The sequence below is a fragment of the Gemmatimonadota bacterium genome (assembly GCA_041390105.1).
In the GTDB taxonomy this organism is placed as follows: Bacteria; Gemmatimonadota; Gemmatimonadetes; order Longimicrobiales; family Gaopeijiaceae; genus JAGQIF01.
Genome location: JAWKQO010000008.1, coordinates 1 through 15,370, shown reverse-complemented (window position 1 = coordinate 15,370; position 15,370 = coordinate 1). Strand labels below are relative to the sequence as shown.

Annotated in this window: 14 protein-coding genes; 3 read left to right on the top strand and 11 right to left on the bottom strand. The window is 68.3% G+C overall.

Annotated features, from left to right (window positions below):
• Positions 1-699 precede the first annotated feature (699 nt).
• From R3E10_19715 to R3E10_19695, 5 genes are all read right to left on the bottom strand, one after another.
• Entirely contained in the window at positions 700-1,380 is a 681-nt protein-coding gene (locus R3E10_19715; protein ID MEZ4417992.1) for a hypothetical protein, read from the bottom strand.
• A 139-nt stretch (positions 1,381-1,519) separates the two neighbouring features.
• On the bottom strand, positions 1,520-1,915 hold the full coding sequence (locus R3E10_19710; protein MEZ4417991.1) for a DUF192 domain-containing protein: 396 nt from the start codon (positions 1,913-1,915) through the stop codon (positions 1,520-1,522).
• A 187-nt stretch (positions 1,916-2,102) separates the two neighbouring features.
• On the bottom strand, positions 2,103-2,612 hold the full coding sequence (locus R3E10_19705) for a hypothetical protein (protein ID MEZ4417990.1): 510 nt from the start codon (positions 2,610-2,612) through the stop codon (positions 2,103-2,105).
• Entirely contained in the window at positions 2,609-3,556 is a 948-nt protein-coding gene (locus tag R3E10_19700) for a PHB depolymerase family esterase (GenBank protein ID MEZ4417989.1), read from the bottom strand. The genes R3E10_19705 and R3E10_19700 overlap by 4 nt, the downstream gene beginning before the upstream one ends.
• An 88-nt stretch (positions 3,557-3,644) precedes the next feature.
• A complete protein-coding gene (locus tag R3E10_19695; GenBank protein ID MEZ4417988.1) occupies positions 3,645-5,078 on the bottom strand; it encodes a Na+/H+ antiporter NhaC family protein in 1,434 nt (477 codons plus the stop codon).
• A 228-nt stretch (positions 5,079-5,306) separates the two neighbouring features.
• Between R3E10_19695 and R3E10_19690 the strand changes: the two genes are divergently transcribed.
• Complete coding sequence (locus R3E10_19690; GenBank protein MEZ4417987.1) at positions 5,307-5,651, top strand: TIGR04076 family protein; 345 nt, start codon at positions 5,307-5,309, stop codon at positions 5,649-5,651.
• Positions 5,648-6,715, top strand: coding sequence for an aldo/keto reductase (locus R3E10_19685; protein MEZ4417986.1), 1,068 nt, complete (start codon positions 5,648-5,650; stop codon positions 6,713-6,715). The genes R3E10_19690 and R3E10_19685 overlap by 4 nt, the downstream gene beginning before the upstream one ends.
• Before the next feature lie 25 nt (positions 6,716-6,740).
• On the opposite strand, the gene R3E10_19680 is transcribed toward R3E10_19685, so the two are convergent.
• The 5 genes from R3E10_19680 to R3E10_19660 all read right to left on the bottom strand — a co-directional run bounded on the left by R3E10_19680 (position 6,741) and on the right by R3E10_19660 (position 13,728).
• Positions 6,741-7,541, bottom strand: a complete 801-nt coding sequence (locus R3E10_19680) for a PhzF family phenazine biosynthesis protein (protein ID MEZ4417985.1) — start codon at positions 7,539-7,541, stop codon at positions 6,741-6,743.
• Positions 7,542-7,555: 14 nt separating this feature from the next.
• Positions 7,556-8,611 carry a 2-oxoacid:ferredoxin oxidoreductase subunit beta gene (locus R3E10_19675; GenBank protein MEZ4417984.1) on the bottom strand — a complete coding sequence of 352 codons (1,056 nt, stop codon included), beginning with the start codon at positions 8,609-8,611 and terminating at the stop codon, positions 7,556-7,558.
• Between the two features lie 3 nt (positions 8,612-8,614).
• Entirely contained in the window at positions 8,615-10,492 is a 1,878-nt protein-coding gene (locus tag R3E10_19670) for a 2-oxoacid:acceptor oxidoreductase subunit alpha (GenBank protein MEZ4417983.1), read from the bottom strand.
• A complete protein-coding gene (locus R3E10_19665) occupies positions 10,489-12,288 on the bottom strand; it encodes an FAD-dependent oxidoreductase (protein MEZ4417982.1) in 1,800 nt (599 codons plus the stop codon). Before R3E10_19665 ends, R3E10_19670 begins: the two co-directional genes overlap by 4 nt.
• A gap of 147 nt (positions 12,289-12,435) precedes the next feature.
• The gene (locus R3E10_19660; GenBank protein ID MEZ4417981.1) at positions 12,436-13,728 is read right to left on the bottom strand and encodes a VWA domain-containing protein; all 1,293 of its coding nucleotides are present in this window, start codon (positions 13,726-13,728) and stop codon (positions 12,436-12,438) included.
• A 136-nt stretch (positions 13,729-13,864) separates the two neighbouring features.
• Here R3E10_19660 and mutY point away from each other — a divergent pair, with 136 nt between their 5' ends.
• Entirely contained in the window at positions 13,865-14,914 is a 1,050-nt protein-coding gene (mutY, locus tag R3E10_19655; GenBank protein ID MEZ4417980.1) for an A/G-specific adenine glycosylase, read from the top strand.
• On the opposite strand, the gene R3E10_19650 is transcribed toward mutY, so the two are convergent.
• Positions 14,911-15,370 (bottom strand): tetratricopeptide repeat protein (locus R3E10_19650; protein MEZ4417979.1); only part of this gene is annotated, 460 nt, incomplete at its 5' end. The genes mutY and R3E10_19650 overlap by 4 nt on opposite strands.

Genomic DNA, 15,370 nt, shown 5'->3' with positions numbered 1-15,370 from the left:
AGGTCGCGACGTCGGAGAACCAGTCCAGGTACTCCTGCGGCACCTCGGTCATGGGCTGCTCCAGATCCACCACCCACAACGGCTCACAGGCTCCGGCTCCAGCCAGCGCCAGCAGAAGGGCCAGCGCCCTTCGCACGGGTCTCCGTCGCGTGTCCATGACGGTGGCACAGGGGCGCAAACCGAGGGCCACACGAAGGAGTCGAGACCGGGCGACCTTGGTGGGAGCGGGGAGGGGGGCCGCCCCAACTCCTTGACGATAGGCTACTTGCCGGGAGTGCCTCCGGTCGGCCGCCCAGGGAGATCCAGTCCTCTGCCGCCGCGCCTCGACCCCCCCTTGACACGCCGGACAGGTGCGGGGCGTTCAGCGTAGGGACGGAACGGCTTGCCGTGGCAGGGCTTCCACGATGGATGCGGTCAACGCTTGTTGCGTCTGAAAAACACCGCGCCAGATGTTTGCTGGCGCCGAGCGTGAAGACCGTTAGACTGCTGCTGCGCCCGGGTTCGCCGGGAAAGCGAAGAATCTGTCTCAAACCACCCCCGCCGGCGTCGTCAACGATCGGTGTGGCCCCCCGAGCGCAACGAGGGGGAGGGTGCCGCAACGGTCACCCTTCCCCTCGTTCTTTTTTCCAACGTCGTTCTTGCGGATATGTGCGCAGTCGGTCCCGGTGGGACAGACCGGTGCGCGTCATCGCACTCGCGCTACGCTCCGCCCAACCCCACGCGCACGCCCGCGGCGAAGCGCACCTCGTTGTCGAAGTCGTCCCCGAGCAGGAAGACGTCGTACCCCACTTCGCCGTAGGGAGCGAAGCGACTCTGATCACGATTGAGGGCGGCACCACCACCCAGTCTCAATCCGAACGCGTTTCCGCTTCCGTCGAAGCCCTGCTGGAACGCTGCGCCTCCGCCGAGGCCGTTGAAGCCGAACTCGCCTTCCGGGATGACGTAGTCGTCGGAGCTGTATCCGTAGTGGCTCCAGAGCGCGGCGCCCGTGCCGAAGAAGTCGAGCGGGCCGTCGCGGTCCACGTTGTAGTGATAGCCGACCCAGGCGCCGTAGGCGCTCCCGACCTCGGGAAAGTAGAGCGTGGCTCCGGTGGTCACGCCCAGCGGTTGGCCGGTGATCTTGCAGACGGCCTGACCCCCGAGACCGATGTCGGTGCTGCCGTTCGCGCTGACTGCCGCCAGCTCGGGAGCGCCGCTCCAGGCTGCGTTGCCGGCCGCCTGCGGAAGCGTGAAGGAGGTCGGCCGGCCAGGCTCCCCGAAGCTGGGAACGGGGGTGTAGTTGGCTCCGCCCAGGGCGCACGCCCTACAGCCGGGCAGGCAGGCGCCGAGCTGACTGGCCAGGACCAGGATACCGGCGTAGACGAGGTGGGACGTTCGCATGATGCCCTCGGGTCCGGGGGTTCTCGAAGGCGCTCATCGGAGGAGCGGCGCCTTCCCGACCCGAGTGGCGGGAAAAGGAGTGGGCGGGGCTCATGGGAATCCAGCCCCGCAGGTGCGAGCCCTGGGTTTGCGTCCTCGCTTACCGCCCCCAGACGATCCGGGCCACGGCACCGGGCCCGATGCCACGCTCGGCAAACCAGCCCTTGTCCATCTCCAATGCGGCCAGCGCGGGTTCCCGGGCCGTGTGCAGATCCTCGGACTCGGGCTCCATGGACTGGATCTCGGTGACGCGGAAGCTCTCGTCCATGAAGGCCACGTCCAGCGGGATGAGCGTGTTCTTCATCCAGAAGCTGAGCACCTCGGGCGCGTCGTAGACGAAGATCATGCCGTGGTTGGACTCGAGCGACTCGCGGTTCATGAGCCCGACCTCGCGCTCAGCGGCGGTACGGGCCACCTCAGCGAAGGCCGTGTCGGTTCCGAAGATCACCCAGGCCGTCCCGGCCGGGGGCGTGGGGCCGGAGGGCATCGGGCTCATGGCGGCGCTCGCTGCGGATCCGGCGGGCCGCTCCGTCTCACCGTTCGCGGCCGAGCACGCAACGGCTACAAACAGAGCGGGCAGGAGAATCCGGCGTATCATGGTGGGGCTCCCCGTGTGATCGGTCTCGGGCTTGGGTCCCTCACTACTGGACTGGCCGCCGCCAGGTTCCCCCCGGTCCAGACCCTCAGCGGAGGTTGACGGCCACCCCGAACGTGGTGACCCACTGGCCGCCGTCGTTCAGGATCCGCTTCATCTCGCCGTAGGGCGTGAAGCGGGGGCGCGGCATCCGCATGCCGACGAACAGGTGCCCCAGGAAGCCGCTGCGGTCCGCCGTGGCCGATACCCCGTTGCGCTCGAGCGTGAGGCGTCCGGAGAACCAACCGCCGCCGGCGCCCGCGAACGGCTGCAGCGTCCGCTCGTCGCCGCTCACGATCAAGCCCGCGTTCAGCTGACGGTGAGCCGCGTCGACCCTCACGCCCGGGTCTGCCGTGCCCGATTCGTCCTGGAAAAACTCCACCGCCTCCGCGTAGAGCCAGGTGGAGCGGTTGGGCGACCACGAGACGCGGAGCCCTGCTCCGTAGTCACGGACTGTCGAATGCACGACCTCCGGAGCGACCTGCACCTGAGCCGAGGCCGCCCGGGGCGCCGCCACGCACGCGAGCAGCGCGATCAAGACCACGGTGGCGCGGGTCACTGCAGTCCCCCCAGCCCCTGCTGCACCAGGAAGTCGCCCAGCAGACGGCTGGCGTCGATGTCGCGCGACTTGGTTCCCAGGCTGGGTCCCAGGTTGAGCGGCGAGCCCGGCCAGGTGTGGCCGCCCCGGCGGATGTGGTAGAACACGACCTGCCCGTCCGCCGGGCAGTTCGGCCAGTCCCAGCGCTCCACCGTGGTATCGTCGTCGGCGGTGTCGGGGAGGTCGGTGTCCACGCGCGTGGGGCCGCATTCGTTGAGATCCGCCCAGAACTGGCCGCTGCTCTCGGCTCCCAGCAGGCCCAGGTTCGCGGCCAGGTTGTCGGACCAGGGAAACTGCGTGTCGAGGTCGCCCAGGAAGAACATGGCGGGTACGTGACGCTGGGGCAGGCACCCCTGGATGACCGGGAACGCGATCGTTGCCCCGACGATGCCGACTGCCGCGATGCGGTCGTAGAACTGGCAGCCGAGGCGCTGCATCATGAGGCCCCCGTTCGAGAAGCCCGCGGCATAGACCCGGCTGCGGTCGATGTCGAGATCGCGGTCCAGCCGGTCGATCACGGCCTCGACGAAGCCCAGCTCTCCGGTCGGCTCACCCACCGGCGGGGAGCCGACACTGACCCAACCGTCGCCATCGGCTTGCAGGTAGGCCACCACGATCCCGAGACGCTCCGCCTGCTCGTTGAACCAGGTGAGCAGCATCATGGTCTCGGCAGACATTCCGGTTCCGTGGAACGCCAGAAGCAGCGGTACCTCGGTTCCGGGGGAGATCGCACGCGGCACGTACACGACGTAGTCCCGCAGCCGGTCGCCGACGCGGATCCGCTGTTCGTACTCGCCGCCGCCGTAGCCGACTCCCAGGACCTCGCCATCGCAGGCGGAGAGACCGCACCCCAGGAGAACCAACAGCGCGGCCCGATACGTCGAGCACTTCAAGAGATCGAGCACGGAGACATCCAAGGCTGACAGATTGGGTAAGGCACCCACTGCTACGAACCTGCTGGGCCCGAATCCTACGGCCTGGCCGCGCGGCGTCTTACACCGCGGTGCCCTCGTCCGCACCACCTCCCGGGCTCCCTAGCCCGGTTCCGTCCGCTCTCTCCGGGGACCCGTCCTCGCTCCGCGCCCAGCCGGTGGCCAGCGCGAAGAGCAGCACCGCGAGGAGCGCCCACGAGTGCAGGTTGTGGAGGCCTGCGGCGAGCGGCGCCACCCGGGCGGCGGCGGCCCCGCCTCCGGTCAGGCTGGAGGCCAGGATGGTGGGGATGAAGAACGGGAGCAGGAACGGGTATGTGCAGACCGTGATGTCGAGCACGTTGGCGCGACGGGTGGCCGGGAGCCCTCGCTCCGCGCCCACCTCGCGCGCCAGCGGACCGGTGGACAGGATGGCCACCACGGAGTGCGTGGTGAGAAGCACGGCTCCCGACACGGCCGCGAAGATGGCCCATTCCGCACGGGCTGCCGTTGTGGCCCGCTTGCGGGTCCAGGCCACCAGATTGTCCAGGAGACCACTGCTCTCGACGCCGCCGATCAGGCCCATGAGCAGCAGTGTGAAGATCACGATCCCGGTGGCGCGCTCCATTCCGCTCAGCACCAGGCCGCGGGCAAGGAACGCGTCATGGTCGATGGAAAGGAGGTCCGCCGGCGTGATCAGGCCGAGCCCCAGCCCCAGCAGCGCGGTGGCCGCGCATCCAGCCAGCAGACCCTCGAGCAGCGTGCGTCCGCGCAGCAGCAGCACCACCACCAGACCAGGCCCCAGTCCGGCCCAGAGCGGCAGACGCGTGGCGCTGGCCGCCGCAGGTCCCGCCCCGGTGGCGATGGCATCGGTGCCGGTGAGCAGAAAGCCCAGGCCCGCCACCGCTGCCGCCGGTAGCGCGTAGCGAAGCCGGGAGCGCACCACGGCACCGATCTCCGCACCCTGCGTGGTAGCCGACGCGATGGTGGTGTCCGACAGCGGAGAGACGTTGTCGCCGAAGGTGGCGCCCCCCAGGAGGGCGCCGATCAGCACCGCCGGATCCGCGCCCAACCCGACGCCCGTAGGGTGCAGCAGGGGAGCACACACCAGCAGGGTGCCCAGGCTGGTCCCGGTGGCGGTCGAGACCGCGGCTGCGATGAGGAACGCGGCGAGCGCGAACCGTCCACCGCGGACGTGCGCGTCGGCGGCCAGGCCCGCCAGTGCCTCGACGAAGCCACTGGCATTGATGAGCGAACCCAGCACGCCGGCGAGCAGCCAGGCCAGCACCATCACCATCACCAATGGGCGGGCCATCCCACCGAGCACGGCGGAGCCGTAGGCCTCGCGGTCGCGGGCCAGCAGCGTTCCCACCGCGAGCGCCAGCACGAGGACCGGCCAGAACCCCCGCTCGTCGGGAGCACCCGACAGACCGAGCCAGGCCACGCCGGCCAGGAAGGTCAGCAGAGGAAGCAACGCGCCCGCACGACCACCCAGGAACGTGACGCGCGCTGTGCTCATTTGCTCCCGGGAGCGAGGGGCGGAAAGATGATGCGCCCGCGGGGCGCCGGACGAGGCCGCTGCTGGTGCTGACGGCGACCCTGTAGGTGAAGCGGAATCGGGCGGCCGTCCGGCGGCAACCTAGCGGGCGGCCCCGGTGGTCGGGTACCCCGCGGGGGCGGATCCAGCGATCGATGCGCCGGTGCTCAGAAGCAGGATGACGCAATGCACTTCGGGAAGGAAGACGGAATGAAACCGACGGGCGACGAGTTCGAGCTCTGGGATCTGCGCGTGGAGGTGGTGGGGAAGCCCGAAGACATGGTGTGCAATCACCATCCCGGTGATTTCTTCGAGCTTTCGGGAGAGAACCTGAGCCTGCCGCCCGGCCAGTCCTTCCCCCTCTACCCCCTGGCGGCCTTGCTGCCGCTGCTTCCGGCCAAGCAGCGCGATACGCACCCCCACGACTGGATGACCACCGACACCGAGATCGCGTGTCCGGACCCGCACTGCGGTGCGCGTTTCCGCATCATGCGCACGGCCCGGCGCACGTTTCGTCACGCCGAGGTCACCAGAGTGCCCCTGGATCCTGCGTGAGCCAGCCTGTGCCTCCGTTCACGCCGCCTCCGCTCATCGTCGGCGCCTGGCAGCTTTCAGAGGGGCACCACGCGAATGGGCCCGCCGGAGCGGAGGCACTCGACGAGTTCCTGGAGGTGATCGCCTACGGCGTGACCACCTTCGATTGTGCCGACATCTACACGGGCGTCGAGGAGCTTCTGGGTGAGGTGCGCCGGCGCACCCACCAGCGGATGGGCTCCGAGGTGGGGCGGGCGCTGCGCTTCCACACCAAGCTGGTTCCGGACCGCTCGGCCCTGGCGCATGTCGATCGCGGCTATGTGGAGCGCATCGTGGATCGCTCCCTCACGAGGCTCGGCGTGGAACGGCTCGACCTGGTGCAACTGGCCTGGTGGGACTACGAGGTGCCCGGCGTCGAACAGGTCGCAGGCTGGTTGGACGAGCAGCGACGGGCGGGCAAGATCGAACATGTGGGCGCGACCAACTTCGATGTGCCGCATCTCGAGCGTATCGTGGCCGCCGACGTTCCCCTGGTTGCCCACCAGGTGCAGTACTCGCCGCTCGACCGGAGACCGGAGCGCGGCATGACCGCCTGGGCGGAGGCGCAGGATGTGCGCCTGTTGTGCTACGGCACGCTGGCCGGTGGCTTCCTCACCGACGCCTGGCTGGGGCGGCCCGATCCGGCAGCGGGTGGCCTCGCGGCTGCGCGTGCGCTACCCAACCGCTCGCTCACCAAGTACCGGCTGGTCATCGAGGAGTTGGGCGGGTGGGACGCCTTCCAGTCTATCCTCGACCTGCTGCGGCGGGTCGCGGACCGGCACGGTGCCACCCTCGCCCAGGTCGCTCTCAAGTGGGTGCTCGACCGCGCCGAATCCGCCTCCGTGATCGTGGGCATGAGTCGCCCGCACCGGATCCGGGAGTGTCAGGGCGCACTCACGCTCCGGACCAGGGCGGAAGACTGGATGGAGCTGGAGGCCTTGCTGCAGGAGCTGGGCACCCTGACCGGGGATTGCTTCGGGCTGGAGCGTGAGGCGGACAGCCCCCACGCACGCATCATGCGCTACGATCTGAACCGGGTAGAGTAGCGGCCCGGAAGGCCCGAGTTCGCGGTCAACGCACGCGGAGCTTCCCCTCCGCCACAGTGACGGCACGACCCACCAGGTGCACGCGCTCTCCCAGTGCGCGCACCTCCAGGGAGCCCCCGCGCGGGGAGATCTGGCGGGCGCTCATCGTGCCCTTCCCCAGCCGCTCCGCCCACCACGGTGCCATCATGCAATGCGCGGAGCCGGTGACGGGGTCCTCGTCGATGCCGGCCCAGGGCGCGAAGAACCGCGATACGAAGTCCACCTCGTTCCCCGGTGCCGTGACCGCCACGCCGATGCGTCCGCCCAGATCGAGTCGCGCCAGCGCGCTGTAGTCGGGCTTCAGGGCCCGGACCTGCGCTTCGCGCTCCACCTCCACCAACCAGTACTGGCCGGCCGGACCGCGCGCCGTGGCCGTGGCAGCGGGCACCCCCAACGCCTCCAGGAGACCGGCCGGAGCGGCGGCTTTCTCGGTGGGTACCGCGGGGAAGTCCATGCGCAGCTGGCCGTCCGGTTCCCGGTGCACGGTGAGCCGCCCGCTGCGGGTCTCGAACACCAGCGGCGCCGCGGCGCCCCGCTCGTACAGCACGTGCGCCGCGGCCAGGGTGGCGTGCCCGCACAGGTCCACTTCCAGGGCGGGTGTGAACCAGCGCAGGCGACGCACGCCTTCCGGGTTCGGAGGCTCGGGGAAAGCGGTCTCCGAGAGGTTCATCTCGGCGGCGATGCTCTGCATCAGCCCCGCGGGGAGCGGCCCCTCCGGCAGGCACACGGCGGCCGGGTTGCCCGCGAAGGGCACGTCGGTGAACGCGTCCGCCTGGGCGAACGCGATGGACTGGTCGGGCGTCAGCGGTAGTTCTCCATCAGGCGGTCGAGCGCCGCGCTTCCCGGGCAGAGCTTCTCGTAGGGGAGGTCCACCAGGGGTGCGGCAGTGGTGTGGTTCTGGGCGTGGAAGTCGTCGCCCTCCGTATTCACGTACAGCAGTCCGGTGACCACCTCTCCCGCAGCCGTGAGCTCCTCGTAGCGTCCCATGGCTTTCACGCGATCGGTGGGGTCGTAGTCGTCGCCCACCTTGCGGAAGCGCACGATGCTGCCGTCGTGCATGGCGATCTCCGTCACACCCGCGTCCTGCTGCTCCTTCTCGATGCTGCTCTTGAGCGGCACGAAGTCGACCGGCACCAGGTCGTGCAGGTGTTCGCGCGTGTAGCGGTAGCTCTTGGTGGACCCGACGTGGTCGTTGAAGGTCACGCAGGGCGAGATCACATCGATGAAGGCGAAGCCCTGGTGGCTCAGGCCCGCCTTGAGCAGAGGGACCAGCTGCGCCTTGTCGCCGGAGAAGCCTCGGGCCACGTAGGTGGCGCCCAGTTGCATGGCCACCAACACGGGGTCGATAGGCGACTGCGTGTTGGCCTCTCCGCGCTTGGATTTGGTGCCGATGTCCGCGGAGGCCGAAAACTGACCCTTGGTGAGGCCGTAGACGCCGTTGTTCTCCAGCACGTAGAGCATGTCGATGCCGCGGCGGATGGCGTGACAGAACTGCCCCAATCCGATGGACAACGAGTCCCCGTCCCCGGAGATACCGATGTAGACCAGATCCCGGTTGGCGGCGATGGCGCCAGTGGCTACCGACGGCATGCGGCCATGCACGCTGTTGAAGCCGTGCGCTTCCTTGACGAAGTAGGCCGGCGTCTTGGCGGAGCACCCGATGCCCGAGAGCTTGGCCACGCGGTGCGGCGGAATGCTCAGCTCGTAGAAGGATTGCACGATGGCGGCCGTGATGGAGTCGTGGCCACACCCCGCGCACAGCGTGGAGATGGTGCCTTCATAGTCCCGCCGGGTCAGCCCGAGCTCGTTCCGCTCCAGCTTCGGGTGATGGACCTTGGGCTTGGTGATGTAGGTCATGGACTATGCGACTCCTCGCGACCCGCCGATCGGAAGGGGCTCGATGGCTTCGTCCCCATAGAAGTGCCGGTGGATGCCGTCCACGACGTGGTGGCAGCTCATGGGCAGTCCGCCGTAGTACCGTACCGAGACCAACTTGGAACGGGGCGTCTCGGTCTCCAGCAGCAGCAGGGAGCGCAGCTGCGCGTCCCGGTTCTGCTCGACAATGAAGTTGACCTCGTGCGCGTGCAGGAACTCCTCCACCGAAGCGGCAAAGGGGAAGCCGCGGATCCGCATGTAGTCGACGGACATCCCCTCGGCGCGCAGCTGGTCCAGGGCCTCCCGGGCGGCACCATCGCAGGCTCCGATCGAGACGATCCCGTAGCGGGCCTTCCCCGGGCCTTCCCGGTGATCGACCAGGGGTGCCGGCAGCGCCTCGGCCGCCCCCTCCACCTTGCGGCGCAGGCGATCCACCACCTCGACGTAGGCGTCCGAGTCCTCGGTGTAGCGGCCGTATTTGTCGTGCCCCGAGCCACGCGTGAAGTACGCCCCCTTGGGGTGGACACCGGGCAGGGTGCGGTAGGGAATGCCGTCCCCATCCACGTCCAGATAGCGGTAGAAGTTCTGGGCGGCCTCCAGCTCCTCGGCGTTCAGCACCTTGCCGCGATCGGGCCGGTAGCTGTCGTCCCAGCGGAAGCGCGGCACCATCCAGTCGTTCATGCCGATATCCAGGTCCTGGACCACGAACACCGGGGTTTGGTAGCGCTCGGCCAGATCGAAGGAGGCCACGGCCATCTCGAAGCTCTCACCGGGATGGGCCGGGAAGAGCACGATGTGCTTGGTGTCCCCGTGGGACGCGTAGGCACAGAGCATCAGGTCGCCCTGTTGCGTGCGCGTGGGCATCCCGGTGGAGGGCCCCGTGCGCTGGACGTTGAAGAAGACGGAGGGCACCTCGGCGTAGTAGGCCAGGCCGATGAACTCGCTCATCAACGAGATGCCGGGTCCGCTGGTCGGCGTGAAGGCCCGTGCGCCCGCCCAGTTGGCGCCGATCACCATCCCTGCCGCGGACAGCTCATCCTCGGCCTGGATGATGGCGTAGTTCTTCTCACCGGTCTCCGGATCGGTGCGGAACTGCCTGCAGAAGCGCGTGAAGCCGTCCATCAGCGACGTGGAGGGCGTGATGGGATACCAGGCGCCCACCGTCGCACCCGCGTAGACGCACCCCAGCGCCGCGGCCGTGTTGCCGTCGATGATGATGTGGTCGGAGGTCTCGTCCAACCGCTGCAGGCGGATGGGCAGCGGACACTCGAAGTGCTCCTTGGCGTACTCGTAGCCCAGGCGCACAGCCAGGAAATTCGAGTCCAGCAGCGCCTTCTTCTTGGCGAAGGTCTCCTCCAGCAGGTGCTGGATGACCGTCATGTCCATGTCGAAGAGCGCGGCCAGCGCCCCCGTGTAGACGATGTTCTTCATCAGGATGCGCTCGCGCGCACCCTGGAAGTGCTCGACGCACATCTTGCCGATGGGGATGCCCAGGAAGGTCACGTCCTCCCGCTTCAGGCTGGGATCCATCGGCCACGAGGAATCGTGCAGCAGCCAGCCGTCGTTCCTCACCTCGGCCACGTCCCGAGCGTACGTGGCCGGGTTCATGGCCACGATCAGGTCGAAGAGCGGAGTGCGCGCCGTGCGCCCCCGACCGTTGACCCGGATCTCGTACCAGGTGGGCAGGCCCTGGATGTTGGACGGGAATACGTTCTTTCCCGAGATCGGGATGCCCATGCGGAAGATCGTCTGCATGAGCAGGCCATTGGCGCTGGCCGAGCCCGTTCCGTTGACCGTCCCGATCTTGAACGCGAAGTCGTTGATGCGGAGCTCCCTGCCGGGAGCCGGGCTGGATGAGGTCATGAGGCGGCGTGTGCCAATCCGCTGCTCGTGGCAGCATGCGGGTAGAAGAGCTCGAACTTCATCATGTCCCAGGCGGCGGTCGGACAGCGCTCGGCACAAAGGCCGCAGTGCAGGCAGACGTCCTCGTCTTTGACCATCACGCGGGCCGTCTGTGGCAACCCTTCGGACACGTAGATCTCCTGCTCGGGATGGAGCGTGGGCGCGATGAGGCGGCCGCGCAGGTCCTCCTCCTCACCGTTCCAGGTGATGGTCAGGCAGTTGGTCGGGCAGATGTCGAGGCAAGCGTCGCATTCGATGCACAGCGACGCCGTGAAGTGCGTCTGGATGTCGCAATTCAGGCAGCGTTGCACTTCGTGGGCGGTCTGCTCGGCGTTGAAGCCCAGCTCGACCTCGAGATCCATCTCCTGGAAGCGCGCCTGCAGATCGGCGTGCACCATCTTGGCCCGGGCCGCGGGGTCGTAGTTGTTGGAATACGTCCACTCGTGCATGCCCATCTTGGTGCTGTAGAGGTTCATGCCCTGCGGTGGCCGATCCGTCAGCGAGAGCCCCTCGCAATACTGGTGGATGGAGATGGCGGCCTGATGCCCGTGTTCCACGGCCCAGATGATGTTCTCCGGCCCCCAGGCGGCGTCTCCCCCGAAGAATACGCCTGGCCGCGAGCACATGAAGGTGGTGCGGTCCACGACCGGCATGTCCCAGTCGCCGAACTCGATGCCGATGTCGCGCTCGATCCAGGGGAACGCGTTGTCTTGCCCGATGGCCAGGATCACGTCGTCTGCGGGGATGATGACCGTGTCCAGCACGTTCATGCGGGTGCGCCCGTCGTCGCCCTTCACCCACTCGACCACCTCGAACTCCATGCCGGTCAGGCGTCCGTTCTCGATCACGAAGCGCTTGGGCGAGTGGTTCTCGATGATCTCGACCTGCTCCTCCTCGGCGTCCTCCAACTCCCAGGGGGAGGCCTTGAACTGCCTGCGGCCGCGGCGGGCCATGACCTTCACGTCCGTGCCGCCCAGGCGCTTGGCCGAGCGACAGCAGTCCATGGCCGTGTTGCCCACTCCGATCACCAGCACGCGAGAGCCGATCCGGTCGATGTGCTGGAAATGCACGTTGGCCAGCCACTCGATGCCGATGTGGATGTTGGCCGCGCCCTCCTGCCGGCCGGGGAGCTCCAGCTCCTTGCCCTTGGGCGCACCCGATCCGACGAACACGGCGTCGTAGCCCTCTTCGAGCAGTGCCTTCATGCTGTCGATGGGCGTCTCGTAGCGCACGTCGACTCCCATGTCGAGGATCAGGTCGATCTCGCTGTCGAGGACCTCGGGCGGGAGACGGAACGAGGGGATGTTGATGCGCATCAGCCCCCCGGGACGGCTGAGCTTCTCGTAGACGGTGCACTCGTAGCCGAGCGGCATCAAGTCGTTGCAGACCGTCAGGGAAGCGGGTCCCGCGCCCACCAGCGCGATGCGCTTCCCGTTCTTCACGGCAGGCACCGGCAAGCGGCGGTCGTCGCCTGGATCGCGGTGGTCGGCGGCCACCCGCTTGAGCCTGCAGATGGCGACCGGCTTGCCGTCCACTCGCGTGCGGCGACACGCGGGCTCGCAGGGTCGGTCGCAGGTACGGCCCAGGATCCCCGGGAAGACGTTCGAGGCGCGGTTGAGCCAGTACGAGTCCGTGAAGCGCCCCTGGGCGATCAGGCGGATGTACTCGGGAACGTTGGTATGGGCCGGACAGGCCCACTGACAATCGACGACCTTGTGGTAGTAGCTCGGGTCGGACAGGACGTCGGTGGGCTTCATGCGCAGGGCCTCTCTGTTTCGCAGAACGACCCTCTGGTCCCGGACCTGAAGGCGGCCGGGCCGGAAGGTCGGGGGGTATCATGGGAGGACTCCGCCGACCCCGGCAAGGAAATCCCCCGTCGCTACGATCGCTGTCCGCAGGGACGCCTACCCTACCCGCCGGCCCTTCCCTTTGAGGAAGTCCATCATGAGGTACTGGCCCAGCGTCATGGTGGTGGTGAAGTAGGCCTTTCCACGCGCGATCTCCGAGACCCTCTGCACGAACTGCACGAGCGCGGGGTCTCGGGCCAACATGAACGTGTTGATCAGGATCCCGGCCTTCCGGCAGGCAGCCACTTCCCGGAAGGTGCGCCTGAGGATCTGGGGGTCCAGGCCCCCCGAGTTGGTGTAGATGCGCCCGTCCGCCAACGTGAGCGCGCTGGGCTTGCCGTCGGTGATCATGATGATCTGCCGCATGTCCTTCTTTTGTGCGAGCAGGATGCGGCGGGCCAGCTCCAGTCCTTCGGCCGTGTTGGTGTGGTAGGGCCCCACCTGGGCCTTGGAGAGCTGCGACAGGGGGATCTCCTGCGCCCGGTCGCCGAACGTGAGCACGCGCAGGGAATCGCCCGGGAACTGGGTGCGGATCAGGTGGGAGAGCGCCAGGGCCACCTTCTTGGCGGGGGCGAAGCGATCCTCGCCGTAGAGCACCATGGAGTGAGAGATGTCCAGCATGAGCACCGTGGCGCAGGAGGAGCGCCGCTCGGTCTGCATCACCTGGAGGTCCGAATAGTCGAGTGCCAGCGGGATGCCCATCCCTTCCCGCTGGATGGCGCTCTTGAGCGTGGCCGGGATGTCGAGGTTGAGGGTGTCCCCGAACTCGTAGGGTCGGCTGGCCGCGTCGACCTCCACTCCAGTGGACAGGTCCGTGGTCTCGTGCTGGCCCGAGTCGGCGTTGCCGATGGCGGACAACAGCCTCCGGAGCGATCGATAGCCCAGGAAGTCCATGCCTTTGGCGGTCAGGTCGAAGTTGACGGACATGGCCGCTTCCCGGGCTTCGTCGATGTTGCCCTGGCCCGTCACGTCGTAGGTGGCTCCCGGCACCCGCGGCTCGCCGTCCCCCAGGGTGATGAACCCCTCCTCCACCAGTCGTTGGACCAGGTCGTCCAGGAGCTGAGCGATCTGCTGGCGCACGGCCTCGTCTCCCTCGCCCTCTCCCCGGAGCTCGGCCAGCATCTCCGGCGTCAGCTGGCCGCTCTTGAGCAGGGCTTCCAGCAGCGCCCGCTTGAGCGCGTCGGTGGAATCGGTGTCCTCCGTGCCGGACCAGCCCCAGTAGGGGTGGAAGTGCGGCCCGCCGGCGAAGCCGGCATCCAACAGGAAGTCGGCCATGTGCTCGAGCAGCGCCTCGATGTTGAGCGCGTCGGCCCAGCCGCCTTTGAACTTGGTGTAGGTGGTATAGCGCATGGCCCCTCCCGGCCGTCTCGAACCATACCCCAGGCAGGCGGAGAAGCGCCATGGACGTGCCGGGGCGCCCGGCCGGCCTGCGAACTCCCGACGCCCGGGTACCCCATCCGCGCGGAGGTACCGTAGCTTTGTCTACGTGAACGGTTCCGAACCACTGGCACCGCTGCGGCGGGCCCTGCTCGCTTTCTACGACGCCACCCGGCGGGAGCTGCCTTGGCGCGGCACGGATGATCCCTACCGGGTGTGGGTGTCGGAGATCATGCTCCAACAGACGCGGGTCGAGACCGTCATCCCCTACTTCGAGCGCTGGTTGGAGCGCTTCCCCACGCTCTCGTCGCTGGCCGCGGCCGACGTCGACGACGTGCTGCCGATCTGGAAGGGGCTGGGCTACTACTCCAGAGCGCGCAACCTGCATCGGGCCGCCCAGGCGGTGCGCGACCGTCACGGCGGCGTCATCCCCCGCGATGCCGTCGCTCTACGCGACCTGCCGGGAGTGGGGCGCTACACTGCGGGCGCCGTAGCGAGCATCGCGTTCGGGGTGCCCGAGCCGGTCGTGGACGGGAATGTACGGCGTGTGTTGTCTCGCCTGTTCGACCTGGAGGCGCCCGACGAGTCCGAGCTGTGGGCGGCCGCCGAAGCCTTGCTCGATCGCCGACGCCCCGGCGACTTCAATCAGGCGCTCATGGAGCTGGGTGCCACCGTATGCACGCCACGCGCTCCGAGCTGTGACGCGTGTCCGCTGGCCTTTCGCTGTGCGGCACTCGAGCGGGGCACCGTGGCGCTGAGACCTCCGCCTCGAAAGCGCGGGCCGGTACCCCACCTCCACTACCTGAGCCTCGTCGTGTGGACGGATGAGGGCCGCACCGTCCTGGTGCAACGCCCCGACGAGGGGTTGCTGGCGCGCATGTGGGAGTTTCCGGCCCGCGAGATGGTGGCGGTCCCCGAGCGCTGCCGCAGCGCCCTTCCCGCGGTGGATCACCAGTTCAGTCACCTCAAGGCCACCTACCACCCGCTGCTGGTGCAGCTCGAGCGCCCCGAGGTGGACCCGCGAGCCGTGCTCGCCGGCTTGGGCCACTCCGCCGCGTCGGCGCGCTGGGTCACGCTGGCGGAAGCGGAGGGATTGGCGTTGCCCGTGGCCCAGCAGAAGATCGCGCGCTCCGTCGCGGAGCATATGCGCAATCGCTAGGGTTCCATCTCCTCCAGCATCCGTCGAGCGCTCCCGGTCCAGCCGTCCTCGACTCCGTACTCCCGCAGGAACGACTCGAGATAGGGCCGCGCCGCGGCCAGCTGACCCAGCTCGAAGCGGGCCGCGCCCGCGTGGTACAGCGCCATGTAGTGGTTGGGCCAGAACTCCACCACCAGCTCCATGATGGGTGCGGCGGAGATGTCGTCTCCCGCGTCTGCGACCGGATGCCCTATGTCGAAGACAATTCCCGCGGCCCTCCACCGTGCGTCGGCATCCAGGCCGGCGAGTCGTTCGCGCGCATCGTCGGTGCGTCCGGCCAGCGCCAGGCAGGCGGCCGCGAAGCCCTGTCCCTCCCACCCCTGCGGAGGAGCGCTCGATCGTAGCGCGGTCTCCACCTCGACCGTGTTGCAGCGAGGCTTCATGCCCAGGAACCACGCATGGGCATCCGAGCCCGCG

Bases quoted from the DNA above. Each gene is read 5' to 3' on its own strand.
- R3E10_19715 (MEZ4417992.1), bottom strand. From the start codon at position 1,380: ATGCGAACGTCCCACCTCGTCTACGCCGGTATCCTGGTCCTGGCCAGT.
- R3E10_19710 (MEZ4417991.1), bottom strand. From the start codon at position 1,915: ATGAGCCCGATGCCCTCCGGCCCCACGCCCCCGGCCGGGACGGCCTGG.
- R3E10_19695 (MEZ4417988.1), bottom strand. From the start codon at position 5,078: ATGAGCACAGCGCGCGTCACGTTCCTGGGTGGTCGTGCGGGCGCGTTG.
- R3E10_19690 (MEZ4417987.1), top strand. From the start codon at position 5,307: ATGAAACCGACGGGCGACGAGTTCGAGCTCTGGGATCTGCGCGTGGAG.
- R3E10_19675 (MEZ4417984.1), bottom strand. From the start codon at position 8,611: ATGACCTACATCACCAAGCCCAAGGTCCATCACCCGAAGCTGGAGCGG.
- R3E10_19670 (MEZ4417983.1), bottom strand. From the start codon at position 10,492: ATGACCTCATCCAGCCCGGCTCCCGGCAGGGAGCTCCGCATCAACGAC.
- R3E10_19665 (MEZ4417982.1), bottom strand. From the start codon at position 12,288: ATGAAGCCCACCGACGTCCTGTCCGACCCGAGCTACTACCACAAGGTC.
- R3E10_19660 (MEZ4417981.1), bottom strand. From the start codon at position 13,728: ATGCGCTATACCACCTACACCAAGTTCAAAGGCGGCTGGGCCGACGCG.